This is a genomic window from Albibacillus kandeliae (assembly GCF_003116585.1).
GTDB lineage: Bacteria > Pseudomonadota > Alphaproteobacteria > Rhodobacterales > Rhodobacteraceae > Albibacillus > Albibacillus kandeliae.
In genome coordinates this window covers 277,042-301,877 of the sequence record NZ_QEHM01000009.1, presented here as the reverse complement: position 1 = coordinate 301,877, position 24,836 = coordinate 277,042, and the positions used below count along the sequence as shown (strand labels likewise).

24 protein-coding genes and 1 tRNA gene are annotated in these 24,836 nt (G+C 67.3%); 15 read left to right on the top strand and 10 right to left on the bottom strand.

Annotation, left to right across the window (positions count from 1 at the left end; genetic code table 11):
• The first annotated feature begins 267 nt into the window (after positions 1–267).
• Entirely contained in the window at positions 268–1,530 is a 1,263-nt protein-coding gene (locus tag DDT93_RS21080; RefSeq protein ID WP_109467864.1) for a VPLPA-CTERM sorting domain-containing protein, read from the top strand.
• Between the two features lie 20 nt (positions 1,531–1,550).
• On the opposite strand, the gene DDT93_RS21075 is transcribed toward DDT93_RS21080, so the two are convergent.
• On the bottom strand, positions 1,551–2,012 hold the full coding sequence (locus DDT93_RS21075) for a hypothetical protein (RefSeq protein ID WP_109467863.1): 462 nt from the start codon (positions 2,010–2,012) through the stop codon (positions 1,551–1,553).
• A gap of 217 nt (positions 2,013–2,229) precedes the next feature.
• Here DDT93_RS21075 and yghX point away from each other — a divergent pair, with 217 nt between their 5' ends.
• Entirely contained in the window at positions 2,230–3,123 is an 894-nt protein-coding gene (gene yghX / locus DDT93_RS21070; protein WP_109467862.1) for a YghX family hydrolase, read from the top strand.
• Positions 3,124–3,168: 45 nt separating this feature from the next.
• On the opposite strand, the gene DDT93_RS21065 is transcribed toward yghX, so the two are convergent.
• The 4 genes from DDT93_RS21065 to DDT93_RS21050 form a co-directional block, all read right to left on the bottom strand.
• Positions 3,169–4,905 carry a SulP family inorganic anion transporter gene (locus DDT93_RS21065; protein ID WP_232825524.1) on the bottom strand — a complete coding sequence of 579 codons (1,737 nt, stop codon included), beginning with the start codon at positions 4,903–4,905 and terminating at the stop codon, positions 3,169–3,171.
• 215 nt (positions 4,906–5,120) lie between these two features.
• Positions 5,121–5,330 carry a YgaP family membrane protein gene (locus DDT93_RS21060; protein WP_109467861.1) on the bottom strand — a complete coding sequence of 70 codons (210 nt, stop codon included), beginning with the start codon at positions 5,328–5,330 and terminating at the stop codon, positions 5,121–5,123.
• A 101-nt stretch (positions 5,331–5,431) separates the two neighbouring features.
• Positions 5,432–6,106, bottom strand: a complete 675-nt coding sequence (locus DDT93_RS21055) for a Crp/Fnr family transcriptional regulator (RefSeq protein ID WP_109467898.1) — start codon at positions 6,104–6,106, stop codon at positions 5,432–5,434.
• A 104-nt stretch (positions 6,107–6,210) separates the two neighbouring features.
• Entirely contained in the window at positions 6,211–7,266 is a 1,056-nt protein-coding gene (locus DDT93_RS21050) for an AraC family transcriptional regulator (RefSeq protein WP_109467860.1), read from the bottom strand.
• 126 nt (positions 7,267–7,392) lie between these two features.
• Here DDT93_RS21050 and dmdD point away from each other — a divergent pair, with 126 nt between their 5' ends.
• Together dmdD and DDT93_RS21040 are read left to right on the top strand one after the other, a co-directional pair.
• Complete coding sequence (gene dmdD / locus DDT93_RS21045; RefSeq protein WP_109467859.1) at positions 7,393–8,196, top strand: methylthioacryloyl-CoA hydratase; 804 nt, start codon at positions 7,393–7,395, stop codon at positions 8,194–8,196.
• 143 nt (positions 8,197–8,339) lie between these two features.
• Positions 8,340–9,944 (top strand): Na/Pi cotransporter family protein, encoded by a 1,605-nt coding sequence (locus tag DDT93_RS21040; RefSeq protein ID WP_109467897.1) that lies wholly within the window; start codon positions 8,340–8,342, stop codon positions 9,942–9,944.
• Positions 9,945–10,159: 215 nt separating this feature from the next.
• Here the strand turns inward: DDT93_RS21040 and DDT93_RS21035 are convergent.
• A tRNA-Leu gene (locus DDT93_RS21035) sits at positions 10,160–10,246 on the bottom strand.
• Between the two features lie 155 nt (positions 10,247–10,401).
• Here DDT93_RS21035 and DDT93_RS21030 point away from each other — a divergent pair.
• Both DDT93_RS21030 and lipB read left to right on the top strand, forming a co-directional pair.
• Entirely contained in the window at positions 10,402–11,055 is a 654-nt protein-coding gene (locus DDT93_RS21030) for a DsbA family oxidoreductase (protein WP_109467858.1), read from the top strand.
• Between the two features lie 39 nt (positions 11,056–11,094).
• On the top strand, positions 11,095–11,751 hold the full coding sequence (gene lipB / locus DDT93_RS21025; protein ID WP_109467857.1) for a lipoyl(octanoyl) transferase LipB: 657 nt from the start codon (positions 11,095–11,097) through the stop codon (positions 11,749–11,751).
• 4 nt (positions 11,752–11,755) lie between these two features.
• Here lipB and DDT93_RS21020 read toward each other — a convergent pair whose 3' ends face one another.
• The gene (locus tag DDT93_RS21020; RefSeq protein WP_157960241.1) at positions 11,756–13,498 is read right to left on the bottom strand and encodes an alpha/beta fold hydrolase; all 1,743 of its coding nucleotides are present in this window, start codon (positions 13,496–13,498) and stop codon (positions 11,756–11,758) included.
• 371 nt (positions 13,499–13,869) lie between these two features.
• Here DDT93_RS21020 and DDT93_RS21015 point away from each other — a divergent pair, with 371 nt between their 5' ends.
• Positions 13,870–14,280: a MerR family transcriptional regulator gene (locus DDT93_RS21015; RefSeq protein ID WP_109467855.1), complete on the top strand. Its 411-nt coding sequence runs from the start codon at positions 13,870–13,872 to the stop codon at positions 14,278–14,280.
• 137 nt (positions 14,281–14,417) lie between these two features.
• On the opposite strand, the gene DDT93_RS21010 is transcribed toward DDT93_RS21015, so the two are convergent.
• Positions 14,418–14,837 carry an HIT family protein gene (locus tag DDT93_RS21010; protein WP_109467854.1) on the bottom strand — a complete coding sequence of 140 codons (420 nt, stop codon included), beginning with the start codon at positions 14,835–14,837 and terminating at the stop codon, positions 14,418–14,420.
• A 228-nt stretch (positions 14,838–15,065) separates the two neighbouring features.
• Between DDT93_RS21010 and ctaD the strand changes: the two genes are divergently transcribed.
• From ctaD to DDT93_RS20995, 3 genes are all read left to right on the top strand, one after another.
• A complete protein-coding gene (ctaD, locus tag DDT93_RS21005; RefSeq protein ID WP_109467853.1) occupies positions 15,066–16,739 on the top strand; it encodes a cytochrome c oxidase subunit I in 1,674 nt (557 codons plus the stop codon).
• Positions 16,740–16,863: 124 nt separating this feature from the next.
• Positions 16,864–17,463, top strand: coding sequence for a 2-hydroxychromene-2-carboxylate isomerase (locus tag DDT93_RS21000; RefSeq protein WP_109467852.1), 600 nt, complete (start codon positions 16,864–16,866; stop codon positions 17,461–17,463).
• A 39-nt stretch (positions 17,464–17,502) separates the two neighbouring features.
• Entirely contained in the window at positions 17,503–17,994 is a 492-nt protein-coding gene (locus DDT93_RS20995; protein WP_109467851.1) for a DUF2244 domain-containing protein, read from the top strand.
• Positions 17,995–18,061: 67 nt separating this feature from the next.
• On the opposite strand, the gene DDT93_RS20990 is transcribed toward DDT93_RS20995, so the two are convergent.
• A complete protein-coding gene (locus tag DDT93_RS20990) occupies positions 18,062–18,535 on the bottom strand; it encodes a GatB/YqeY domain-containing protein (RefSeq protein ID WP_109467850.1) in 474 nt (157 codons plus the stop codon).
• A gap of 185 nt (positions 18,536–18,720) precedes the next feature.
• On the opposite strand from DDT93_RS20990, the gene carA reads away from it, so the two are divergent.
• Complete coding sequence (gene carA / locus DDT93_RS20985; protein WP_109467849.1) at positions 18,721–19,884, top strand: glutamine-hydrolyzing carbamoyl-phosphate synthase small subunit; 1,164 nt, start codon at positions 18,721–18,723, stop codon at positions 19,882–19,884.
• A 72-nt stretch (positions 19,885–19,956) separates the two neighbouring features.
• The gene (locus DDT93_RS20980) at positions 19,957–21,831 is read left to right on the top strand and encodes a glycosyltransferase family 2 protein (RefSeq protein WP_109467848.1); all 1,875 of its coding nucleotides are present in this window, start codon (positions 19,957–19,959) and stop codon (positions 21,829–21,831) included.
• Between the two features lie 6 nt (positions 21,832–21,837).
• Here the strand turns inward: DDT93_RS20980 and DDT93_RS20975 are convergent, their stop codons facing one another.
• The gene (locus DDT93_RS20975) at positions 21,838–22,491 is read right to left on the bottom strand and encodes a GntR family transcriptional regulator (protein ID WP_109467847.1); all 654 of its coding nucleotides are present in this window, start codon (positions 22,489–22,491) and stop codon (positions 21,838–21,840) included.
• Between the two features lie 89 nt (positions 22,492–22,580).
• Here DDT93_RS20975 and DDT93_RS20970 point away from each other — a divergent pair, with 89 nt between their 5' ends.
• The 3 genes from DDT93_RS20970 to DDT93_RS20960 all read left to right on the top strand — a co-directional run bounded on the left by DDT93_RS20970 (position 22,581) and on the right by DDT93_RS20960 (position 24,833).
• On the top strand, positions 22,581–23,225 hold the full coding sequence (locus DDT93_RS20970) for a pyrimidine 5'-nucleotidase (protein ID WP_109467846.1): 645 nt from the start codon (positions 22,581–22,583) through the stop codon (positions 23,223–23,225).
• Between the two features lie 98 nt (positions 23,226–23,323).
• A complete protein-coding gene (locus DDT93_RS20965) occupies positions 23,324–23,557 on the top strand; it encodes a hypothetical protein (RefSeq protein WP_109467845.1) in 234 nt (77 codons plus the stop codon).
• 79 nt (positions 23,558–23,636) lie between these two features.
• Entirely contained in the window at positions 23,637–24,833 is a 1,197-nt protein-coding gene (locus tag DDT93_RS20960; protein WP_109467844.1) for a UbiH/UbiF family hydroxylase, read from the top strand.
• The last annotated feature ends 3 nt before the right edge of the window (positions 24,834–24,836 follow it).

Below are 24,836 nucleotides of genomic sequence, written 5' to 3'. Positions count from 1 at the left end.
GGCGCCCTCAAAACAGCCCGCAAGCCGTTGTTAATAAAAGAGTTACAAAAACCCAGCGCGCACGCCGAACCGGCCAGCGCCCCTGGAGGCGCCGGCGACTTCTGAATTTCGCTTCAATAAATTTTCAGAATGCCTTAATAACGATCAGCGCCGTTGTATCCGGCGCATGTGTTTACGATTGAAGAAGTGCCAGTAAGGCGGTTTGTTATGGCAACGGTTTTGTCAGGTGTACTCTTGCGTGCCTTGAATTTGTGCGCGGCGACCCTCATGGCGACGCTCTCACTGGGAGTTGGAACAGCCGGAGCGTCCAACCTCAGCTCTCCCTGGACAGTCCCCGATCAGCTGGGCAACCCCATTTCGCAACGCTTTGTCGCGCGCGATGTCGCCATCGTCTCCACCAGGGACGAGAAGGTCTGCGTCGCCAGCCAGCGCATCCGCATCGAGGACTCCGCCTACCTCACCCAGACCGGTGACGCCGTTCCCTTCGACGAGATCGTCCGCAGCCCCGCAACCTCGATCCAGGCCGTCGCCGATGGCGAAGGCACCCGGGGCTTCCGCATCCAGATGAAGTTCAGCCCGGCCCCGGCCAAGGGCATCTTCCTGACGCTCGGCGGCGCCCGCCACGACGTGACCTCGGCGCTTGAACCCAGCACCGACAGCCTCTGGTTCACCGGCGCCCTCGCCGAGGAGATGGCCGCCGCCTTCGCCGATGGCGAGACCCCGGTGCTCGAGTCCACCTCCCGCGATACCGACCACGCCGTGACCGACCGGATCGACGCGCCCGACTTCGCCGCGCTGACCGACTGCACCGCGATGCTCGCCACCGACCGCGAAACCGCCGCGCCGTCGAACCTGATCCGCCTCAGCTTCAACGCCGACGCCCGCACCGCGCCGCTCGCCACCCTGCCCCAGCTGCAGGCCTGCCGGATGACCGACCCTCCGGGAGAGCTGCACCTCGCCAACATCAGCAGCAACCAGGGCTTTTACGCGCAAAGCGACAAGGTCTTCGTGTCGTTTGACGACAACGGAGGCATCAAGCAGATCTACGTGCCCGGCATCTTCGATGGCGATTTCCGCGACGGTGCAACCTCGGTGCGCGTCAGCAAGGCGTCGGACGCGAACCTGCCGACAGAAACCAACCGCGTCAGCGGCTGCATCGGCAGCACCGCGATGGAGCTCTGCCCCTACCGCCAGTCCGATGGCAGCTACCTGATCGCCGCCTGCGTCCCGGACGAACAGGTCGCCAGCATGAGCGAAACGCCCGACTTCACCTCGGTCCCGAGCTTCCCGGTCGCTTACTACCCCACGCCCATCGGCACCGGCTTCTCGACCCCGTCGACCCGCGTCGCCGGGCATGACGAGCCGGAGTACTGGCCGACCGGCGGCACCACCGGAACCGACGTGCCCGACACCCATACCCCGCCCGAGACGCAGGAAACGCCCGAGATCCCGGCCGTGCCGCTGCCCTCGGCCTTCTACCTGCTCGGCCTCGCGATGGCCGCGCTCGTCGGCCTGCGCCGCCGCGCCTGATCTCTGCGGCAGAGGGACGCTCACTCGGACCTCCACCGCCTGACCCGGCCATCGCGGTCATAGTCCACTTCGAACCGGCGGCCATTGTGATCGCGGCCAGCTATCGCGTAGCCGTCCACGCCCAGTCCGATCCTCTCGAACATGGCGTCCGCCGGGAACCGCTCGGCCCGCAGCAGGGGCCCCGGCAGGACCGAGGTCACCTCCGACACCGGGGCCAGCCGATGCGCTCCAGCCTCCAGCCCTTCCAGCGATCCGTCCCGATGGAACACGAGGTCGAGCCATTCCCCGCCGGGCAGCCGCCCGGTCAGACCCGCACCTTCCGCGCCCGGATGAACCTCGATATCCCGCAGCGAGAGCCGCTCCGCCACCACCCGCAGCGCCGCGTCTCCGTCGGGTGAAGGATCGCGATCCGCAAGCACCGGCAGCGCGAAAGCCACCCATATCGCCGCCGCCGTGAGCGTGGCCGCCAGCCCGGTCTTCATCTCGATCCCCTCGAACCCGTGTTTCTCCCTTCAACGGCCCCGGCGGGGCGTTCCGTCGGGCAGATCATCACGTTTACGCCAAGGCAGGCGCATCTCGCCATGCGAGGCTTGCGAGACACCGGCTTGCCCTGTCTACTCCGTCCGAACCCCGGCTTTGCGCCCCACCCCGACGCGGAAACGGCGCGCACCACGATGACCCTCGGCACGGAGCACGACGATGACCCATCAGACCCGAATGACGGCCAGCGACTTCAGCCCCGAACTGCTGGAACTCTACGATTTCTACGCCCACGGCATCATCACCAAGCGCCAGTTCCTCGACCGCGCGGGCAAGCTCGCCCTCGGCGGTCTGACGGCGGCGACGGTGCTGGGCATGATGTCCCCCGACTACGCGCTGGCCGAGCAGGTCAGCTTCAACGACCCCGAGATCCGCGCGGAATGGATCACCTACCCCTCGCCCAACGGCCACGGCGAGATCCGCGCCTACATGGTTCGCCCCACCGCCAAGACGACTGCCCCCGGTGTGGTCGTGGTGCACGAGAACCGGGGCCTGAACCCTTACATCCAGGACGTCGCACGCCGCGTGGCCAAGGCCGGTTTCATCGCCCTCGCCCCCGACGGGCTGACCCCGATGGGCGGCTACCCCGGCAACGATGAGGCCGGACGCGAACTGCAGCAGCAGGTCGATGGCGCCAAGCTGATGAACGACTTCTTTGCCGCCATCGAATTCCTGATGGCCCACGACGACGTGACCGGCAAGGTCGGCATCACCGGCTTCTGCTACGGCGGCGGTGTCTCGAACGCCGCAGCGGTGGCCTACCCCGAACTCGGCGCCGCCGTGCCCTTCTACGGCCGCCAGCCCGACCCCGCCGACGTCGCCAGGATCGAGGCGCCGCTGCTGCTGCACTACGGCGCCCTAGACGAACGGGTGAACGCGGGCTGGCCCGCCTACGAGGCCGCGCTGGACGCAGCCGGCAAGACCTACGAGGCCCATATCTACGAGGGCGCGAACCACGGCTTCCACAACGACTCGACCCCGCGCTACGACCCCGAGGCCGCAGAACTGGCATGGTCGCGCACAATCGAATGGTTCAACCGCTACCTGACCTGAGGCTGCCTATCGCCCCCCGCCAGCGCAGGCGGGGGCCGTCCTCCCCTAGTGAACCACGCTCAGAACCGGCGACCTCTTCAACCGGCTCCACGCATCGTACTGCGAGAGGAAGATCTCCCCGTTCAGGTCGTCGAGCAGCTTGGACCGGCGCAGCCTGTCCATGACCGGCCCTTTCACCTCGGACAGGTGCAGCCCCACCCCCATGTCCTTCAGCCGGTGATTGATCGCCTCGAGGCTTTCCAGGGCGGAATAGTCCACCTCGTTCACCGCCGAGAACATGAGGACGACGTTCCGGATCGCACAGCCCTCTGTCACCCGCTTCTGTATCAGGTCTTCGAGGAACCGCGCGTTCACGAAATAGAGGCTCTCGTCGACCCGCAAAGTCACCAGCGTCGGATCAGTCTCGACCTTGTGGCGGCAGATGTTGCGAAAGTGCTGCGTTCCGGGAACGAGCCCGACCTCGGCAACATGCGGTTTCGATGTCTTGTAAAGGTGGAGCAGGACCGACACCGCAACGCCCGAGGCCACCCCGACCTCCACGCCAAGGCCCAGCGTCAGCAGAACCGTCGTTGCCACGGCGATGAAATCCGTCCGGCTGTAAGCCCATGTTCTCTTCAGGATATCGAAGTCGATGAGGCTCAGAACGGCGACAATGATGGTCGCCGCGAGGGTCGCGTTCGGCAGGAAGTAGACAAGCGGCGTCAGCGCGACCGCCGCAATCGTCAGACCGACAGCCGTAAAGGCCCCCGCCGCGGGCGTCTCGGCACCAGCGTCAAAGTTCACGACAGACCGCGCAAAGCCCCCGGTCACGGGGTAGCCCCCCGTAAAGGCCGCGCCGAGGTTCGCCGCGCCAAGGCCGATCAGCTCCTGATCGGGGTCGATCCTCTGCCGCTTCTTCGCGGCCAGCGTCTGCGCCACCGAGACGGACTCGACGAAGCCGATGATCGAGATCAGGATGGCAGGCACCAGCAGCGTGCTCAGAAGCTTCGGCGAGAGCCCCGGCAAGGTCAGCGGCGGCAGGCTCTGCGGCACCTCGCCGACGATCTTCACGCCCTTGTCTGCCAGCCCGAGCCCCCAGACCGCGACGGTCGTCGCAATGACGGCAACCACCGGTCCGGCCTTGGTCAGGATGTCGGCCAGCGTCGGCGGCACGCCAAACCGCCGCAGGGTTGGCCTGAGAAACTTGCGGACCCAGAAGAGAAAGCCGACCGCGCTGCCACCGATGGCGAGCGTGATCCAGTTCGCCTCGCCCAGATGCCCCACGAGCGAGATGAGCATTTCCGGGAACGTATGCCCCTGCGCGCTCACGCCGAAGATGTGCTTGAGCTGGCTGGTGGCGATCAGGATACCGGAGGCCGTGATGAACCCGGCGATCACCGGGTGACTGAGAAAATTCGCGAGGAAGCCAAGCCGGAGAACCCCCATCAGCATCAGGAAGCTGCCGGAGAGGAACGCAAGGGTCAGCGCGGCGACCGCATACCCGGCGGTCCCCTGTTCGGCGACCTGCCCGATGGCCGACGCCGTGAGGAGAGAAACCACCGCGACCGGCCCGACCGCAAGGGCCCGGCTGGTGCCGAACACCGCATAGAGGATGATCGGCACGATCGAGGCATAGATGCCCGCCTCCGGCGGCAGCCCGGCCAGCAGCGCATAGGCCAGCGACTGCGGGATCAGCATGATCGTCACGATGACCGCGGCAACCATGTCGTTCGAGAACGCCTTGCGGTCATAGCGGCGCCCCCAGTCCAGAATGGGCACGTAGCGGCGAATTTGGTCGATCATATCAGTAGTCCAGAGGGGGGAACGGTTCAGGCATCGGCACTCCAATGCCAGTCAAAGGGCAAGGCACCGAAGGCGCCGCCCGCATCACGGATCGCAAGGGCCGCATCGGCATGCGACGGTCAGCCCACCGAGCCCCCGGAACAGGGCTCTATGGCTCTCCCCGATCAGGTCGCCCCGACCGGGCCGGGCGATGGGCATCGCGTCGGCACCGCGCCTCAGCAATCCCGGCAGGTCTTGATGCCAAGAAGCCCGTAGAGCGGGCAATTGCCAACCAGTGACGTCACCACGAACAGGCCCGACACGATCAGCGCCAGCCAGACCATGACCGCAGAGCCCAGCGCATCGGTGCCAAAGGCCAGGAAGATCAGGATGGCAGCAACGACCAGGCGGGCGCCCCGGTCGATTTTTCCCATGTTGTTGGTCATCTCTCACTCCAACGAGAATCGATAGCTCCAATCTGGCATAACTTCTGCCCAAGTCTCGGTGACATGGTCACCAAACGCCGCAGCACCCGAAGTAAGCAGGCTCACACCTGTGCCCCGGCCGCCTTCACCAGCCGTTCAAGCCCGGCCCGCCCGATCAGATGCACCTCGCCCCGAAGCTGCTCGACCCAGCCGCGCCGCTGGAACTCCGAAAGCGTACGAGAGATGACCTCGCGCGCCGTTCCCAGTTCGGTCGCCAGAAAGGCATGGGTCGCATGGACCACGCCGCCGTCGTCCGCCAGTTCGAGCAAACGCGACGCCAGCCGCACGTCCATCCGCTGGAACACGATATCGTCGATGAGCGAGAACAGGTCGGTGATCCGCCGCGAATAGGCGGTGAACACGAACTGCCGGAACACCGGGGATGTCGCGACGAGGCGGTCAAAGGTCTCCCGGGGAATGGCGACCGCCCGCACGTCCGTCTCCGCGATCCCGTCCGCCGAGTACTTCTCGAACGCGAGCATGCAGGCGGTGGTCAGAACACAGCTCTCGCCCGCATGAACCCGGTAGAGAAACACCTCGCGCCCGGTCTCGGAGCGCTGCTGCACCCGGACGGTCCCTTCGAGAAGCAGCAGAAGATTGTCGGCCGACTGGCCCGGCCCGAAGACCTGCGTGCCCTCCGGCACCGACACGATCTTGCTGCCCGCCTCCAGTTCGGCCCGGACGTCACCCGGCAGCAGGCGCAGCCCCTTGAACTGGTCGATCCATGATCCGCCCATCGTCATACCCCCCTCGTCTCCACCCTCTCGCTCTTCTACCACCTGCGCCCCGCGCGTCGGAGCCTATTGCGCGGCTGTGCCCTCATCCAGACCCACGCCCCCGCTCAACCACCTGACGGCAGACCCTGCGCGATTCCCATCCCCGAACTGGCCCGACGCCGCATGCCCGGAGTCTCGCCGGTCCAGCGCCGGAACGCCCGGTGAAAGTTCGCGGCCGACGAAAACCCGAGGTCATGCGAAATCTGCTCGATGCTCTTCGCGGTCTCCGAAAGGTCGCGGATCGCCACGTCCCGGCGCAGGCTGTCACGGATCGCGCGAAACGATGTGCCCTCGTCCGCCAACCGGCGGATCAATGTCCTTGGCGTCATCCCGAACGCATCCGCCACCCGGTCGAGATGCACCGCCGCCCAGTCGACGCGGTGAATATGCCGGCGGATCCGCAGGGTCAGGTTGTGTTCCCGCTGCCGCGTGAACAACCAGTCGCGCGGCGCCTGCGTCACGAAGCCGACCAGTTCCGCCTTGCTCCGCACCAGTGGGCTCGCCTCCACCCGTTCAAAGGCAATCCCCGAACGCGCGGCGTCGAAACGCACCGGCGCGGGAAACATGACGGCGTAGTCCTCGGCAAAGTCGGGCCGCGCAAAGGCGAAGTCGACGGAGCGGATCGCGATCTCCTCGCCGACCAGCCATGACAGCACCCCGTGGGCGAGTTTGAGCATCAGCAGATGCCCGAACCGCTGCACCGGCCCGTCCCCCAGCGGCACGAGGTCCAGCCGCATCGTCCCGGCGTCCCGGTCCTGATCCAGGCGATAGTCGTCCAGCAACAGGTTCCAGAACGTCGAGAACCGGAACAGCGCGGCGGGCAGGCTGTCGGCCTCCTGCACCGTGGTCAGCAGGTGCTGAAGGGCGCGCGCGCGAATGGGTCGGCTCCACAGGCCCATCATCTCGTCCCCGCTCTCCACCGCAGCCAGCTGGTAGAGGGAAACGATCTGATCGAGGGTCACCCGGCTCTCGCTTCCCGGCCCACTGGCGCCAAGCCCCGACTGCCGCAGGAACGACGCCACCTGCCGGTCGCTGCAACAGTGGCGCAGCGCCTCCAGCCAGTCCTCAATCAGCGCGCGGGACAGGGTCGTCGGATCGGTCTGATCGGAAACGGAGATCATCCGGCCACCCTATCGAGGTTGTCAGTTTAGGGAAATACTCTGTCATGCAATGACATTGTGAGCGGTGATTTGCCCCTGTACCTGTCGCCCCGGGAAAATTCACCTCTCGCAGGAAAGAGACAAGAGATGCCGCACGACGCGACCGGACAGGCCTTCAGCAACCTTCACATCGAGACCCGCGACAGCGGCGTCGACATCGTCACGCTGAACCGGGGCGACAAGCGCAACGCCCTCGATGTCGCAACCATCGAAGAGCTGGTGACCTACTTCAGCAACGCGCGCCGGAACGGGGTGCGCGCGGTCGTCCTGACCGGCGCCGGCGACCACTTCTGCGCCGGTCTCGACCTGATCGAGCACTGGAAGGCGGACCGCAGCCCGGAAGACTTCATGCATGTCTGCCTGCGCTGGCACGAAGCCTTCAACAAGATGGAATACGGCGGGGTGCCGGTCATCGCCGCGCTCAAGGGCGCCGTGGTCGGTGGCGGGCTCGAACTCGCCTCTGCCGCCCATATCCGGGTGATGGACCAGACCACCTACTTCGCCCTGCCCGAGGGCCAGCGCGGCATCTTCACCGGCGGCGGCGCGACCATCCGCGTGAGCGACCTGATCGGCAAGTCGCGTATGATCGACATGGTCCTGACCGGGCGCGTCTATCAGGGCCAGCAGGCCGTGGACCTCGGCCTCGCGCAGTATATCTGCGACGACAGCTTTGCCCTCGCGCTGGAGCTTGCCGAGAAAACCGCGGCGAACCTGCCGCTTACCAACTTCGCGATCTGCTCGGCGGTCAGCCACCTGAACAACATGTCGGCGCTGGATGCAGCCTACGCCGAGGCGGTGGTCGCGGGCGTGGTCAACACCCAGCCCGCCGCGCGGGAACGGCTGGAGGCCTTCGCCAACAAGTCCGGCGCCCGGATCAGGCCCAACACCTGACCCCTCGCGCAATCTGTCACGGATCAGTCCCGGGGCACCGGGGACAACCCCTCGCCTGACGTGATCCGAAGCCACCGTGCCCGCAATACCCCGCCACGCGCCGCAGCTTACCGGAACCGGCGCGTGGTGATATGGCTTATGCCATGATCTGGAACGTTCTTTCCGCGCTTGGCGGCGTCGGCATGTTCCTCGTGGGTATGCTGATGCTCACCGGCGGCCTCAAGGGGCTCGCCGGCAGCCGGATGCGCTCCGTGCTGGTCCGCTTCACCAGCACCCCGCTCACGGGCGCGGTGACCGGCGCCCTCACCACCGCCGTGGTGCAGTCCTCCAGCGCCGTCACCGTTGCGGCCGTGGGTTTCGTCGCCTCCGGGATGCTCACCTTCGCGCAGGCGCTGGGGATCATCTTCGGCGCCAACATCGGAACTACGCTCACCGGCTGGCTTGTCGCCACCCTCGGCTTCAAGCTCGACCTCGGCGAGGCCGTGCTGCCGCTCGTCTTCATCGGCGCCGTCCTCCACCTGACCGGGCGCCCCAAACTCGTCGCCGCAGGGCAGGCCCTCACCGGCTTCGGCCTGCTCTTCATCGGCATCGACTTTCTCAAGGACGGCATGGCGGCCTTCGAGGGCACCGTGACGCCCGCCAACTTCCCCCCCGACACCATCGTGGGCCGGTTGAAGCTCGTGGCCATCGGCCTCGTCATCACTCTGGTGACGCAATCCTCCAGCGCCGGGGTCGCCACGGCGCTCGCCGCCCTCGGGGCGGGAACCATCAACTTCCAGCAGGCCGCGGCACTGGTGATCGGGATGGATGTCGGCACGACCTTCACGGCGGCGCTGGCCACCATCGGCGGCGGCACAATGGCGCGGCGCACCGGGCTCGCCCATGTCATCTACAACCTGATGACGGGCGCCATCGCCTTTCTCCTGCTCGGGCCCTTCGCCGCCGTCACCCTGCCCCGCATCGGTGACGGCACCGGGCAGATCGCCCTCGTCGCCTTCCACAGCTTCTTCAACGGCATCGGCGTGCTGCTGGTGCTCCCGCTGGCCCGTCCCTTCGCCCGGCTGATCGAACGGCTGGTGCCCCAGCGCGGCTCCACCCTGACCTCCGGGCTGGACCCGGCACTGCAGAGAGAGCCCGGCTTCGCCACGCAGGTGGCGCTGGACAGCCTCGCACGCCTCAACACCGCCGCCTGCGATCACATGTGCCGCAGGCTGGGCATGGCTCTGCCCGCGGATGCGGACCCGCATAACAGCGACGATCTCCGGTCCGCGCTGGAGAGCCTGCGTGCATACCTCGACGGCATCCACGTCCCCCCGGGCAGTTCCGATCAGGCCGAGGCCATCAGGAGCGCCTTCCACGCGCTCGACCACGCGGCCCGGCTGCTCCACCGCTGCGACCAGTCCCCCCGCATCGCCACGCTCGCCACCACCCACAGGCTGCGCCGCCTGCGCGGTCTGATCGCCCGCGCCGCCGCCCGGCAGGCACGCCCGGCGGACCCGCTCGCCACCGAGGCCATGCTGGACCGCCTCCAGACCCTGCTGCACGATCAGGGCAAGGGCCCGCGCGACACCATCGTGGCCGCCGCCGTGTCGGGCGACATCACCGACCAGGAAGCGCTCGATCAGCTCGACGCCCTGCGCTGGCTGGACCGCTCGGCCTACCACCTCTGGCGCATCCGCGTCCACATGAACCGCGCCGACGGGGCGGCTGTTCTCGGGGGTCCCCACCCCGAGGTACCGGGACCATAGCCGCTGGCGACCGGCCTTCCCCCATCACCCAGTCCCTGCGCCATACCCCGATCCCGCTCTCCGAAACCGAGCGAGAACCGAGCAAGCGATGGAAGGAGAGTGAAGCCCGAATCTGGAACACCAGAGCCAGCGGGCCATGCGGCCATCCATGCGAACGCCATCGCACTGATCTGTCACATATTTCGGGAAAGGCCACGCCGCAGCGGGAGAGTGTATGGTGCGGTCGAGAAGACTCGAACTTCCACGGGTGTTACCCCACAGCGACCTCAACGCTGCGCGTCTACCAATTCCGCCACGACCGCACGTCTAGGCTTGGTAGAGGGGGCTATAGACGAGGCGAAAAAGGATGTGAAGAGGCAAATCGACGGATATGTCGCGGAATTTCCGCGACGGCGTGATTTCCCCTCTGCCGGGCAGCCGTGCTAGGGTCTCCCACATCAGCAAAACGGAGATTGTCATGGCACAGAGCGCTCCCCCGGTCCGGGTCGACATCGTTTCGGACGTTGTCTGCCCCTGGTGCATCATCGGTTACCGGCAACTGCTTCAGGCGCAGGAACTGAGCGGGATCGAGGCCGAGATTCGCTGGCACCCTTTCGAACTCAATCCCGACATGCCCGACGAGGGGCAGGACATGCGCGAGCATATCGCGCAGAAGTACGGCTCCACGCCCGAACAGAGCCAGTCCTCGCGGGATCGGATCACCGCGCTCGGGGCCGACCTCGGCTTCGATTTCCGGTTCACCCCCGAGATGCGCATGTGGAACACCTTCCGCGCCCATCAGCTGCTCGACTGGGCCGAGGAGGACGGACACCAGACCGCGCTGAAGGAGGCCCTCTTTGCGGCGCATTTCACCGAGGGGCGCGACGTCTCCGACCCCGGGGTGCTGGTCGAGGTCGCCGCCGAGGCGGGGCTGGACCCGGCCCGCGCGCGCGACGTGCTGGAGAGCGGCAGCCACGCAAGCCGCACCCGCTCGAAACAGCGCTTCTGGATCGAGAGGGGCGTCTCCGGGGTGCCCGCGATGGTCTTTGCCGGGCGCTACCTCGTGACCGGCGCGCAGGGCCCCGACACCTACGCGGGCCTGTTGCGGCGTTGCCAGTCCGAGGCCGCCTGAGCCCTTCCAGAATCCGCCGCGGGCGCCTATCTGTGCCCCATGGAATGGATCACATCCGACGGGCTCACCCCCTATGACGAGGCGCTTGCCTTCATGGAAGCGCGCGCCAGCGCCATCGCCGCGGGCGAGGCCGAGGAATGCATCTGGCTGCTCGAGCACCCCCCGCTCTACACTGCCGGGACCAGTGCCCGGCGCGAGGACCTGACCGATCCCGACCGGTTCCCCGTCCACGAGGTGCGCCGCGGCGGGCAGTACACCTACCACGGCCCGGGCCAGCGCGTGGCCTATGTCATGCTCGACGTCGGCCGCCGCGGCCGCGACGTCCGGCGCTTTGTCCAGCAGCTTGAAACCTGGGTGATCGCGGCGCTGGCCGAGTTCAACCTCACCGGCCATATCCGCGAGGGCCGGGTCGGCGTCTGGATCGAACGCGACGACCGCCCCCTGCGCCCCGACGGCGGCAAGGCCGAGGACAAGATCGCCGCCATCGGCATCCGCCTGCGCAAATGGGTCAGCTTCCACGGCATCTCGATCAACGTGGACCCCGACCTGTCGCACTTCGGGGGCATCGTGCCCTGCGGCATCTCCGACTATGGCGTCACCAGCCTCGTCGATCTCGGGCTGCCGGTCACGATGGAAGACCTCGACGTCGCGTTGATGCGCAGCTTCGACCTCGTCTTCGACCCCGAGCCGGTCTAGCCGTTCAGCGCTGCGCCAGCAGTTCCTCCAGCGCGTCCAGCACGATGCGCGGGTGCTCGTACATCAGCAGCTGCCCCGCCTCGGGCACCAGCCGGACCTCGCTGCCCCGGATGCCCTCCATCGCGTCGATCAGGCTGTCGGGCGGCACCACCGGGTCGCGCTCGCCATGCAGCATGATCACCGGCACCTCCAGCGGGCCAAGGTGCCTGCTCCAGTCATAGACCACCAGGTGGCTGTCGGTGGCAAAGCCGATCATCCCCTGCTCGACCGAAAAGCGGAACCCGGCGTGCAGCAGCTCCGTGAGGTCCAGCCGCTCGATCACCCCGGCGTCGTGGGTGCCGGGTGCGAACAGCGCCTTGCGGAAATGATCCACCCCCTGCCCGTCGACCTGCGCGATCCCGGCGCGCAGGATGGTCGGCAGCAGCGCGGGCGCGAAGCGGGCGGTATAGGCCACCACCCTCTGGCGGCGCGGCATCCGGGCCAGCTGGCTCACCCGGGTCACCGGCGGGTTGCCCGAGATGCTCAGCAGCCCCGCCAGCAGCTTGCCCAGCCGCCGGACCATCACCTGCCCGTAGATATTGCCCGCAAGATGGCACATCAGCACCGGGCGGCGCAGCGACAGCCGCTCGATCACCTCCCGGACATGGGCCTCCAGCACGTCCAGCGCATCCTCCCCGCGCGCCACCGGGTCCGATTTGCCGAACCCCGGCCGCACCGGAACGATCATCCGGATGTTGGCCGCGGCCAATTCCTCGCGCAGGAAGAACACCGCCGCCAGCCCGTCGATCATGCCGTGCAGGAAGATCACCGGCCGGCCGCCGCGCGGACCGAACTGCATGACCTGCACGGTCTTGCCCGTCGATTCCATCCTCATCAGCGTCTCGGGAAAGGCCCCGAACCCGGCAAAGGCGCCATCCGAGGCGCCGCGCGGGCGGATCAGGAACACCACCATGCGGATCAGGTCCACCTGCCCCGGCGCGCCGGTCTTGGCCAGAACCGACTTGGCCTGGTTCCGCACCGTGTGTTCCGAGCGCCCGCTGTCCTCGGCGATCTGGCGCAGCGTGCGCCCGCCCAGCAGCTGACGCACAAGGTCCACCTCGGCCCGCGACAGCCCGAAGGAGGTGACCAGCATGGCCTCGGCCTCGTCGCTCCACCGGTACTCGAGGGATTCGATCACCACGGTCAGGCTCGGGCCGCTGCCCGGATGGACCGGGGCGTGGACGATCCGCGCCACCAGGTGGCGCGGCGCCCAGTCGGTCCACAGGATGACCGGGGCCGCCGTGCTGTTGCCCGCATCCGCCTGCCGCAGCATCTGGCCCAGCAACTCCGCCGAATGCGACCCGAGCGCCCGCCGCAGGGTATCGAGCGCCGGATCGCCGCCCAGCAGGTCCCGCGCCGACGGGCTCGCCGCGATCAGCTCGCCCCGGGCATCCAGCAGCAGCGCCACCCCCGGAGCCCGCTCGATGCGCTCACCGATCTGGTCGCTGGGTGTCTTGCGGCCGATCTGCTCGAAAATCTCGTAGGCGCGGGCGAAATGCGCCTGCAGATCGGGGTCGACCTCGACAGCGCCCTCGCCGCCCTCATCCGCCTTCGTCTCGACGATCTGGCTGATGTGGCTGCCCCATACATCCATGAATTCGTCGTAGAGATCCGGTCGAATCACCGATTCGTAGATCGCCGCGATCACCCGCTCCCGGATAGTGCCGTCCGGGGCGGTCTTGCCTGGGTTGTAGGGGCCGTCACTCACGCCGGCCACCGCCTTGCGCCGGCATCGCCCCGATGCCCTCCGCCATCCGATTTAGCCCAAATGGGTCATGACCAGAAAATGCCGAAAATCTAACCTCTGCCTGTCGTTTCTTTCGTGAGTGGCGACTCATATTGATACCAATGCATTTGACTGGACTGCCCAATCCGCAGTCCCGAATTGATTAAAACACCTGCCGCTTCGAGAAATCGGAGCGGCATTTTTCGTTCTCTCGCGAACGAAGCCCCCGTTCACGTCTTTAAAATCAACAACGTACGCGGGGTACTGAAGGTTCCCCGGCCCGCCCCTTTGCTTGCGGTTCCCGCCCCGACTTGCGAGACTCGGACCCAAGCCAACAGGAAAGGCCAAGCGCGATGCTGTCCATAGGTGAACTCTCGCAGCGCTCCGGGGTCAAGATCCCCACCATCCGTTTCTACGAGACGAAGGGGCTGATGCCCGAACCCGAGCGCAGCGAAGGCAATCAGCGCCGCTATGACCGCGCCGCGCTGGAGCGGCTGCTGTTCATCCGCCACTCCCGCGACCTTGGCCTGCCGCTGGCCGATGTCGCCGCGCTGATCTCGCTCGAAGGCGCCAGCGGCGAGGCGCTGAACGCCGCGCACGAGATCGCCCACCGCCAGCGCGACGCGGTGCGCGACCGGATCGCGCGGTTGCGGCTGCTCGAACGCGAACTGGACCGCATCGCCAATGCCTGCGAATCCCATCACGGCGACGGCCACGGCGACCATGTCTGCGCGGTGCTTCACGCCTTCGCCGAACCCGAGTGACCTCACCCCGGCGCGGCGACGGGCCAGACGTCGATAAAGTGAGTATTTGAAAAGGAAAGAAGAGCAATGGCGCCCCATGCTCTTCCCTTGTTCAAATACTCAAACCGGCGCTGCCGTCAGGGCCCGCGCGCGGACTGTCAGCTCACCGCGGCGCGGATCTTCTCCGCGATGGCGGCGATCTCGGCCATGTCGCCCATCACGCCCGGAGGGCCCACCTTGTCGCCCTCATGGCGCGGCAGCACGTGGAAATGCAGGTGGAATACCTCCTGTCCGCCCGGCGCCTCGTTGAACTGCTGGATGGTCACACCGTCGGCACCAAGGCCCTTCATCACCGCGTGGCTCATCTTCTGCACCGTCGCGATCACCGCGGACAGCTGCTCGGCGCTGGCGTCCAGCAGGTTCCGGCAGGGTGTCTTCGGGATCACGAGGCAATGGCCGGGCGCGCGCGGCATGATGTCCATGAACACCAGCGTCGCCTCGTCCTCGTAGACCCGGGTCGAGGGAATCTCCCCGCGCAGGATCTTGGCGAAGATGTTGTCGGGATCGTAGGCGGCCATGCAAAATCCTCCGGCGGGCTGGGCGTCTGCCTCCTTTCTATGGGGCGCCCGCGCCCCGTCAAGGCGCAATCCCGCCCCCTCCGGCGGATCAAGGGGGCGCGTCAATTTATCTTGATCCAGATCAAACTCCGCCATTGATGCACTTCTCCGCGCACTCTAAAAAAACCCTATACAAAGGGCGGGACGGAGGAGTCCTGCCCCCGAGCCAGTTCAGCAGGAGGGTGCCCAATGGCGGACGCAGCCATTCACGGACACGACCACGAGGACAGCCGCGGATTCTTCACCCGCTGGTTCATGTCCACCAACCACAAGGACATTGGTATTCTGTACCTTGTCGTCGCGGCCATCATCGGCTTGATCTCGGTGATCTTCACCGTGTTCATGCGCCTCGAACTGATGGAACCGGGCGTTCAGCACATGTGCCTCGAAGGGGCGCGCCTCTTTGCCAACGCCAGTGCGGAATGTACCCCGAACGGGCATCTCTGGAACGTGCTGATCACCGGCCACGGCATCCTGATGATGTTCTTCGTGGTGATCCCGGCGCTGTTCGGCGGTTTCGGCAACTACTTCATGCCGCTTCAGATCGGTGCGCCGGACATGGCCTTCCCGCGCATGAACAACCTGTCGTTCTGGCTCTACGTCGCCGGGACCACCATGGCGGTCTGCTCGGTCTTCTCGCCCGGCGGCAACGACCAGATGGGCTCGGGCGTGGGCTGGGTGCTCTACCCGCCGCTCTCGGTCAAGGAAGGCGGCATGTCGATGGATCTCGCGATCTTCGCCGTGCACCTCTCCGGTGCCTCGTCGATCCTCGGCGCCATCAACATCATCACCACCTTCCTGAACATGCGTGCCCCCGGCATGACCCTGTTCAAGGTGCCGCTGTTCGCATGGGCCGTCTTTGTCACCGCCTGGCTGATCCTGCTGTCCCTGCCCGTTCTGGCCGGCGCGATCACCATGCTGCTGATGGACCGTAACTTCGGCTTCACCTTCTTCGACCCCGCAGGCGGCGGCGACCCGATCCTGTACCAGCACATCCTCTGGTTCTTCGGTCACCCCGAGGTCTACATCATCATCCTGCCGGGCTTCGGCATCATCTCCCACGTGATCGCGACCTTCTCGCGCAAGCCGGTCTTCGGCTACCTGCCGATGGTCTGGGCCCTGATCGCCATCGGCGCGCTCGGCTTCGTCGTCTGGGCGCACCACATGTACACCGTGGGCATGACCCTGAACCAGCAGGCCTACTTCATGCTGGCCACCATGGTCATCGCGGTGCCGACCGGCGTGAAGGTCTTCAGCTGGATCGCGACGATGTGGGGCGGCTCGATCGAGTTCAAGACGCCGATGCTCTGGGCCTTCGGCTTCCTGTTCCTCTTCACCGTCGGTGGCGTCACCGGCATCGTGCTGAGCCAGGCCGCCGTGGACCGCTACTACCATGACACCTACTACGTCGTGGCGCACTTCCACTACGTGATGAGCCTTGGCGCGGTCTTCGCCATCTTCGCGGGCGTGTACTTCTACCTGCCCAAGATGTCTGGCCGCATGTACCCGGAATGGGCCGGCAAGCTGCACTTCTGGACCATGTTCATCGGTGCCAACCTGACCTTCTTCCCCCAGCACTTCCTGGGCCGTCAGGGCATGCCGCGCCGCTACATCGACTACCCGGAGGCCTTCGCCTACTGGAACCACTGGTCGTCGATCGGGGCCTTCATCTCCTTCGCCTCGTTCCTCTTCTTCTTCGGGGTGATCTTCTACACCCTGCGCGCAGGCGCGAAGGTGACCGTGGCGAACCCCTGGAACGAGTATGCCGACACGCTGGAATGGACCCTGCCCAGCCCGCCGCCGGAGCATACCTTCGAGATCCTCCCCAAGCGCGAGGACTGGGACAAGCAGCACGCGCACTGAGCGTAGTGAGACAAGATCGAAAGGCCCCGCCCCCGCGGGGCCTTTTGCTTTTGCAGGAGCCGCGTTTTGAGCCCGGCGGGAATCGCGCTATCCTCGCGGGCGGGCACGCAACGGGGGAACGCACATGCCAGCTCTCGATTTCTGGTACTCGATCGGCAGCACCTACTCCTATCTCACGGTCATGCGCATCTCGGACCTCGCGGCCACGCGCGGGGTCGCGGTCAGCTGGAGGCCCTACAACGTCCGCGAGATCATGCTAGAACAGAACAACATCCCCTTCGCCAACAAGCCGAACAAGACAGCCTACATGTGGCGCGACATCGAACGGCGCGCGGCCCGCTTCGGGCTGCCCGCGCGCATCCCGGCTCCCTACCCGCTGGTGCACCTGCCGCTGGCCAACCAGGTGGCGGTCATCGCCGCCCGCGACGGCTGGTGTGAAGCCTACAGCCGGGAAACCTACCGGCGCTGGTTCCAGGAGGGCGAACCCGCGGGCAGCGAACCGAACCTCTCCGCCAGCATCGCCGCCGCCGGGCAGGACCCTGCCCCGGTGCTTCAGGAAGCCTCGGGCGAGGCGGGCATCGCCCTGCTCGCCGCAGAGACTGACGTGGCGCGCAAGCTCGGCATTTTCGGCTCCCCCTCCTTCATGGCGGGATCCGAGCTGTTCTGGGGCGATGACCGGCTGGAAGAGGCCCTCGACTGGGTCTGCGGAACCAGCCCCGCATGACCTGTTGTCCTGTCCGACCGCTTAGGTAAGATTCCCCCCATGCCCTACGCGTGGACGGACCCGGACCCCGACAGCGAAACGGAAGAACTCCGCCTCTGGCCGCACCAGTCGCTGCAGCCGCGCGGCTTTGTCCTGTTCATCGGGGCGACGATGGTGATGTTTCTCTTCCCGCTCTTCGCGGTGCTCGGCACCGTGATCCTCTGGGCGCTGCTGCCCTTCCTGCTGGTGGCCGTCGCCGGCATCTGGTTCGCGCTGAACCGGAACCGGCGCGACAAGCAGGTGCTCGAGGTGCTGACCCTGAGCAGAGACCGCGCGCACCTGTTGCGGCGCGATCCCGACGGGCGGGAACGCGAGTGGGAGTACAACCGCTACTGGACACAGCCGCATCTCTACCCGACGGGCGGGCCGGTGCCCTGCTACGTCACCCTCACGGGCGGCGGGCGCGAGGTCGAGATCGGGGCGTTCCTCTCCGAAGAGGAACGCAAGGCGCTGCACCGCGACCTGCTGGTCCGGCTGCAACGCGCCGCGTAGGCAAAGCGCCTGCGCGGCACCGTCTTCATGGGCCGTCCGGTGGGAGGGCGTTACCGCCCTGCCCGGTTCAGCCCGAGCAGAGCTTGTTCTTGACCAGCGGACCGACCTTGGCAAAGTCCATCTGGCCGGTATAGCGCGACTTCAGTTCCGCCATGACCTTGCCCATGTCGCGGATCGAATCCGCGCCGGTGCTGGTGATCACACCGCTCACCGCGTCATCCACTTCCTGCTCGCACAGCTGGCGCGGCAGAAATTCCTGGATCACCTCGATCTCGGCGAGTTCGCGTTCCGCCAGATCCAGCCGCCCGCCCTCTTCGTAGGCGCGCGCGCTTTCCTGGCGCTGCTTGGTCATCTTGCCGAGAATGGCCAGCACCTGGCCATCATCGACGCCGTTTTCGCCACCGTCGCCACCGTCGGCGCGGGCCGCGATGTCCTGGTCCTTGATGGCCGCATTGATCAGCCGCAGCGTCGACAGTCGCGTGGTCGCCTTGTCGCGCATGGCCTGCTTCAGGGCCGTATTGACCCGAGAGCGCAAATCCATTTGTTCGTTCCATCCCCATGGATCGTGAAGCCTTGCACTTTATCCAATGCGCGTTGTCGATACAACAGGACATTGCGCAACGTCAGAATGGCCGGAATCGCGATTTTCGCCAGAAACGGCGGGTTGACCCTGCCCGACCCCGACCTTATTGATCCGACAATTTGCCAACATCGGAGACTCGCGCCATGGTCGATACAGCCCCCATGAAGCCCACCGCCTGCCTTGCGCTTGCCGATGGCACCGTGTTCTACGGTCAGGGCTTCGGCGCCACAGGCCAGACCGTGGCGGAACTCTGCTTCAACACCGCGATGACCGGCTACCAGGAGATCATGACCGATCCGTCCTACGCGGGTCAGATCGTCACCTTCACCTTCCCCCACGTCGGCAACGTCGGCGTCAACCCCGATGACGACGAGACCGGCGACCCGGTCGCCGCCGGCATGGTGGTCAAGTGGGACCCGACCCTGCCCTCGAACTGGCGCAGCGCCGAAGAGCTCAAGACCTGGCTGGCGCGGCGCGGCCGTATCGCCATCGGCGGAATCGACACCCGCCGCCTGACCCGCGCGATCCGCCAGCAGGGCGCGCCGCACGTGGCGCTCGCGCATGACCCCGAGGGCAACTTCGACGTGGCCGCGCTGGTCGCCGCCGCCCGCGCCTTCCGCGGGCTGGAGGGCATGGACCTCGCCAAGGACGTGACCTGCGCCCAATCCTACCGCTGGAGCGAAATGCGGTGGGCCTGGCCCGAGGGCTACACCGATCAGACCGACGCCAAGTTCAAGGTCGTCGCCGTCGACTACGGCGCCAAGCGCAACATCCTGCGCTGCCTCGCCTCGGTCGGCTGCGACGTGACCGTTCTCCCGGCCTCGGCCACTGCCGAGGAGGTGCTGGCGCACAACCCCGACGGCCTGTTCCTCTCGAACGGCCCCGGCGACCCGGCGGCAACCGGCGTCTACGCCGTGCCGATGATCAAGGACGTGATGGACAAGACCGATATCCCGGTCTTCGGCATCTGCCTCGGTCACCAGATGCTGGCGCTGGCGCTCGGCGCCAAGACGGTCAAGATGAACCACGGCCACCACGGCGCCAACCACCCGGTCAAGGACCTCGAGACCGGCAAGGTCGAGATCACCTCGATGAACCACGGCTTCGCGGTCGATGCCCAGACCCTGCCCGGCGGCGTGATCGAAACCCACCGGTCGCTGTTCGACGGGTCGAACTGCGGCATACGCATGACCGATCGCCCGGTCTGGTCGGTGCAGTACCACCCCGAGGCCAGCCCCGGCCCGCAGGACAGCTACTACCTGTTCGAGCGTTTCGCCGAGGCGATGGCCGCGCGCGTCGAGGCGTGATCGCGCCTTAACACTGGATTAACCAGTCTCTGACATCCTCCCCGCCAAGGCTTCTCAGCGTGGCGGGGCAGGATGACGACATTGACCATGCGCCCGGACCTCCCCGATCCGGCGCAATCCTATGCAAACGGACGCGTCCCGCTCGGCCACTGCCTGGTCGAGGGCGGTGTGATCACCCCCGCCCAACTGCTCATGGCACTGCACCTCCAGCAGCGGCTCTCCGCCCCGCTGGGCGAGATCCTCGTGGCGCAGGGCTGGGCCAGCGGCGACCAGATCCAGTCCGCGCTGGCGGCGCAGTTCTCGATCCCCCGCGCCGACTTTGCCGGCCTGCGCCCCGACCCGGCCCTCGCCGCGCGGCTGACCCCGGCCTTCTGGCTGCGCCACAGGTGCCTGCCCTGGACCCACGCGGGCGGCACCACCCTGATCGCGACTGAACGGCCGGACCTCTTCGAGGATCTGCGCCCGCGCCTTGCGGACAGCTTCGGCCCCGTGGCACCCGTTCAGGTTTCGGGCGCCGAGCTCAATCAGGCCATCACCGCCTGCATCGGTCCGCGCCTTGCCCGGGGCGCAGGCTGCCGGGTTCCGGCCCGCTATAGCTGCCGGTCCTGGCACTGGGCCCTGCCCCTCGCCCCCGTGCTGCTGATCCTCGCCGCGCTCACCCTGTTCCTGCTGGTCCCCGGCACCGGCATCGTGGTGCTGGGCGCGTTGGCCCTCACCACGCTGATGCTCTTCACCGGGCTCCGCCTCGTCGCCCTGCTCGGCAACCTGCTGCGCCCGCCGACCCGCGCCCATTTGCGCCCCCGCGCTGCGCAGCAGCCGCGCATCTCGGTCATCGTCCCGCTCTACCGCGAGAAGGAGATCGCCGCCGCCCTGCTGCAGCGCCTCTCGCGCCTCACCTACCCCAAATCCCTGCTCGAAGTGCTCCTCGTGCTGGAGGAGAAGGACGAGATCACCCGCCGCGCCCTCTCCGAGGTCCGCCTGCCGCACTGGATCCGCGTGGTCGAGGTGCCCGATGTCGGCCCGCCCCGGACCAAGCCGCGCGCCATGAACTACGCGCTGGATTTCTGCCGGGGCACCATCATCGGCGTCTGGGATGCCGAGGATGCCCCCGCCAGCGACCAGCTCGAACGGGTGGCAGACCATTTCGCCCGCTGCGACAAGGACGTGGCCTGCCTGCAGGGGGTGCTCGACTACTACAATCCCCGCACCAACTGGATCGCCCGCTGCTTCACCATCGAGTACGCCGCATGGTTCCGGGTGATCCTGCCCGGCATGGCGCGCCTCGGCATGGTGGTGCCGCTGGGGGGAACCACACTGTTCTTCCGCCGCGACACGCTCGAGGAACTGGGCGGCTGGGATGCCCACAACGTGACCGAGGACGCCGACCTCGGGATCCGCCTCTGCCGCATGGGCTACCGGACAGAGATGATCCCGACCGTCACCTACGAAGAGGCCAATTGCCGCCCCTGGCCCTGGATCAAGCAGCGCTCGCGCTGGCTCAAGGGCTTCCTCGTCACCTACCTCGTGCACATGCGCGCGCCCCGTGCGCTGCTTCGCGATCTCGGCGCCTGGCGGTTCCTCAGCTTTCAGGCCTTCTTCCTCGGCACCGTCGGCCAGTTCCTCCTCGCCCCCGTGCTCTGGTCCTTCTGGCTCCTGCTGCTGGGCCTGCCCCATCCCGCGCGCGACCTGCTCGGCACCTCGGGTCTCTATGCCGCCAGCGCCATGTTCCTGCTGTTCGAACTGCTCAGCCTGACCATCGGCATGATGGCCGTCACCCGCGCCGAACGCAGGTTCCTGATGATCTGGACGCCTTCGATGCTGTTCTATTTCCCGCTGGCCACCATCGCCGCCTACAAGGCCCTGCTGGAACTCGTCCTTGCCCCGCATTTCTGGGACAAGACCGAACACGGCGTCGCCGCCGTCGATCAGAAACTGGGCGAGGTCTAGGGCGGCTCAGGCCAGCCGTTCGCGCTGGTCCGCATCCAGCTTGAGCCGCGTCTTGAAGGCGATCGAGATATGATCCTGCAGCGCCTTCTCGGCCGCCGCCTCGTCGCGGCGGGCAATGGCCGCCACGATGGCCTTGTGCTCGGCCTGCGCCATCTCGCCCCGCCCCTCCGCCGCCAGCGACGTCGTCGCCATCAGCGCCATCGACCGGTGCACGAGGTCCAGCTGCTGCACGAGGAACCGGTTGTGCGAGGCCAGATGGATCTGCGCGTGGAACCGGCGGTTGGCCCGGGCCAGCGCGCGCGGGTCGTTCACCAGCGCGTCATCGGCGTCGACCATCTCGGTCAGCACCGTGATCTCCTCCTGGCTGGCATGGCGCGCGGCCAGCCGGGCCGCCAGCCCCTCCAGCTCGCGCCGCACCTCGTAAAGCTCGGCCATCTGGTTGTGATCCAGCGAGGCCACGATCAGCGACCGCCCGTCCCTTGCCAGCAACGACTGCGTCTCGAGCCGTTGCAGCGCCTCGCGCACCGGGGTCCGCGACACGCCAAGCCGCTCTGCAAGGTCGCTCTCGACCAGCCGGTCGCCCGGCCGGTAGACGCCGGAATCGATGGCGTCGAGGATCATGCTGTAGACGTCTGTCTGCGAGGACCGGTTTTCTTTCATGCGCGCACATTAACCCGCAATCGCGCCGTGTCCACTGGCAGTTCCGCCCAAGCTTGCCGTCGCCTCCCCGCTGGAGTAGAGCCGGAGGCATGGTCAAAGAAGCGTTCCGCCACGTCGAAACCTGGGTTTTCGACCTCGACAACACCCTCTACCCGCCAGAGGCCCGCCTGTTCGATCAGATCGAGGTGCGGATGACCCAGTACGTCATGGAGTCTCTCGGCGTCGACCGCGACAAGGCCGACAAGCTGCGCCGCCACTACTGGCTGACCTACGGCACCACGCTGGCCGGTCTGATGCGCGAACACGACGTGGACCCGGCCCCCTACCTGACCACCGTCCACGACATCGACTTCGGCGTGCTGGCCGAAGACGCCTCGCTGCGCGCCAATATCGAGGCCCTGCCCGGCCGCCGCATCGTCTATACCAACGGCAGCGCCCCCTACGCCCGGAATGTGCTGCAGGCGCGCGGTCTCTCCGGTCTCTTCGACGCGATCTACGGCGTCGAGCACGCCGAGTTCCGCCCCAAGCCCGAGCGCGAGGCGTTCGAGACCGTCTTCGGCATCGACGGGCTTGACCCGAAACGCGCCGCCATGTTCGAGGACGACCCGCGCAATCTCGCGGCGCCCCACGCGATGGGCATGCAGACCGTCCATGTCGCACCCACGGCCCATCCCGCCGATCACATCCACCACCACACCGACGACCTCGCGGGCTTCCTCGGCCGCCTGCTCTGACCCGGCCGGGCCCGCGCCCAGCGCGGGACAGAATGTCGCTTTGCCCGGGGTCCCCGGCGCCCCCATCTGCACCTCTGCACCCCCGGAAAGGACCAGAGATGACAGATATCCCCCACCCGCGCCGCGCCTATCACCACATCCCCGTCTTCGGATGGCTGGCCCGCGACCTCGAGAGGGACTTCATGGGCAACATCGGCTATGCCCTCTTCGTGCTCGTCACCCTGCTGATCCTCGCGGTCAAGACATGGGGCCTCGTCGCGCTCGGCCTGACCGCGCTGGCGCTGGTCCCGGTCATGTTCGTGATCCTGATCCTGCTGACGCTGGGCGACTGACGCGGCCGGGGCTTGCATGTCCCGGCGCATTTCCCGCATGGTCCGCACGAACCGACGCCCCGGACCGGAGACCCCCGGCATGACTGACAGCTGCGATATCGTGATCTCCGGCGGCGGCCTCGCGGGCCTCACCGCCGCCGCGGCCTTCGGCGCCGCGGGCTTCTCCGTCGTCTGCCTCGACCCGGCCCCGCCGGTCACCGAACGCGACGCCGAAGGATCCGACCTGCGCTCGACCGCCCTGCTGCAACCGGCGCGGACCTTGCTGGAAAGCTGCGGCCTGTGGGACAGGCTCGCGCCCCACGCCGCCGCGCTCGAGGTCATGCGGATCGTCGACGCCGGTGGCACCGAGCCGACACCCCGCGTCGTGCGCGAATTCCGCGCCGCCGAGATCTCGGAACAGCCCTTCGGCTGGAACTTCCCCAACTGGCTCCTGCGCCGCGAGGGGCTCGCGCATCTGGCAACCCTGCCGAACGTCGAGTTCCGCCCCGGAACCGCCACCAACTCGCTCTTCACCCGCACCGGCGAGGCCCGCGTGGGCCTCAGCGACGGCACCCGCCTGCGCGCCCGCCTCGTCATCGCCTGCGACGGGCGCAATTCCCCCATGCGCGAGGCCGCAGGCATCGGCGTGCGCACCCTGCGCTACGGGCAGAAGGCACTGGCCTTCGCCGTCACCCACCCGGTCCCGCACAACAACGTCTCGACCGAGATCCACCGCAGCGGCGGTCCTTTCACGCTGGTCCCGCTGCCCGATTACGAGGGCAAGCCCTCCTCCGCCATCGTCTGGATGGAACGCGGCCCCCGCGCCCGGCAGCTCGCCGCGCTGCCCGTGCCCGCGTTCGAGGCGGCGCTGGCCGAACGCTCCTGCGCCCTCTTCGGTCCCCTCACGCTCGCCTCGCGCCGCAGCCTCTGGCCGATCATCGCGCAGGAGGCCGAGGCGGTCACCGGCGAACGCCTCGTGCTGATGGCCGAGGCCGCCCATGTGGTGCCGCCCATCGGCGCACAGGGCCTCAACATGTCGCTGGCCGATCTCGGCTGCCTGCTCGATCTCGCCACCGCCCGGCCCGACGGTCTCGGAGACCAGCCGATGCTCGACGCCTACGCCCGCGCGCGCCAGCGCGACATCCACCTGCGGGTGCAGGGCATCGACCTGCTGAACCGCGCCTCGATGGCCGAGGCGCAGCCCCTGCGCGACGCCCGCGCCGCCGGTCTCAACGCGCTCTACGCGCTGCCCCCGGTGCGCCATACGCTGATGCGGATGGGCCTCGGGGTCAGCTAGGGC

Excerpts from the sequence above, each read along its gene's own strand:
- dmdD (WP_109467859.1), top strand. The coding sequence starts at position 7,393 with ATGCCGCACGACGCGACCGGACAGGCCTTCAGCAACCTTCACATCGAG.
- DDT93_RS20995 (WP_109467851.1), top strand. The coding sequence starts at position 17,503 with ATGCCCTACGCGTGGACGGACCCGGACCCCGACAGCGAAACGGAAGAA.
- DDT93_RS21075 (WP_109467863.1), bottom strand. The coding sequence starts at position 2,012 with ATGAAGACCGGGCTGGCGGCCACGCTCACGGCGGCGGCGATATGGGTG.
- DDT93_RS20975 (WP_109467847.1), bottom strand. The coding sequence starts at position 22,491 with ATGAAAGAAAACCGGTCCTCGCAGACAGACGTCTACAGCATGATCCTC.
- DDT93_RS20990 (WP_109467850.1), bottom strand. The coding sequence starts at position 18,535 with ATGGATTTGCGCTCTCGGGTCAATACGGCCCTGAAGCAGGCCATGCGC.
- yghX (WP_109467862.1), top strand. The coding sequence starts at position 2,230 with ATGACCCATCAGACCCGAATGACGGCCAGCGACTTCAGCCCCGAACTG.
- DDT93_RS21065 (WP_232825524.1), bottom strand. The coding sequence starts at position 4,905 with ATGATCGACCAAATTCGCCGCTACGTGCCCATTCTGGACTGGGGGCGC.
- DDT93_RS21080 (WP_109467864.1), top strand. The coding sequence starts at position 268 with ATGGCGACGCTCTCACTGGGAGTTGGAACAGCCGGAGCGTCCAACCTC.
- DDT93_RS20965 (WP_109467845.1), top strand. The coding sequence starts at position 23,324 with ATGACAGATATCCCCCACCCGCGCCGCGCCTATCACCACATCCCCGTC.
- DDT93_RS21040 (WP_109467897.1), top strand. The coding sequence starts at position 8,340 with ATGATCTGGAACGTTCTTTCCGCGCTTGGCGGCGTCGGCATGTTCCTC.
- DDT93_RS21030 (WP_109467858.1), top strand. The coding sequence starts at position 10,402 with ATGGCACAGAGCGCTCCCCCGGTCCGGGTCGACATCGTTTCGGACGTT.
- carA (WP_109467849.1), top strand. The coding sequence starts at position 18,721 with ATGGTCGATACAGCCCCCATGAAGCCCACCGCCTGCCTTGCGCTTGCC.
- DDT93_RS20980 (WP_109467848.1), top strand. The coding sequence starts at position 19,957 with ATGACGACATTGACCATGCGCCCGGACCTCCCCGATCCGGCGCAATCC.
- lipB (WP_109467857.1), top strand. The coding sequence starts at position 11,095 with ATGGAATGGATCACATCCGACGGGCTCACCCCCTATGACGAGGCGCTT.
- DDT93_RS20960 (WP_109467844.1), top strand. The coding sequence starts at position 23,637 with ATGACTGACAGCTGCGATATCGTGATCTCCGGCGGCGGCCTCGCGGGC.
- ctaD (WP_109467853.1), top strand. The coding sequence starts at position 15,066 with ATGGCGGACGCAGCCATTCACGGACACGACCACGAGGACAGCCGCGGA.
- DDT93_RS21060 (WP_109467861.1), bottom strand. The coding sequence starts at position 5,330 with ATGACCAACAACATGGGAAAAATCGACCGGGGCGCCCGCCTGGTCGTT.
- DDT93_RS21010 (WP_109467854.1), bottom strand. The coding sequence starts at position 14,837 with ATGGCCGCCTACGATCCCGACAACATCTTCGCCAAGATCCTGCGCGGG.
- DDT93_RS21000 (WP_109467852.1), top strand. The coding sequence starts at position 16,864 with ATGCCAGCTCTCGATTTCTGGTACTCGATCGGCAGCACCTACTCCTAT.
- DDT93_RS21015 (WP_109467855.1), top strand. The coding sequence starts at position 13,870 with ATGCTGTCCATAGGTGAACTCTCGCAGCGCTCCGGGGTCAAGATCCCC.
- DDT93_RS20970 (WP_109467846.1), top strand. The coding sequence starts at position 22,581 with ATGGTCAAAGAAGCGTTCCGCCACGTCGAAACCTGGGTTTTCGACCTC.
- DDT93_RS21055 (WP_109467898.1), bottom strand. The coding sequence starts at position 6,106 with ATGGGCGGATCATGGATCGACCAGTTCAAGGGGCTGCGCCTGCTGCCG.
- DDT93_RS21050 (WP_109467860.1), bottom strand. The coding sequence starts at position 7,266 with ATGATCTCCGTTTCCGATCAGACCGATCCGACGACCCTGTCCCGCGCG.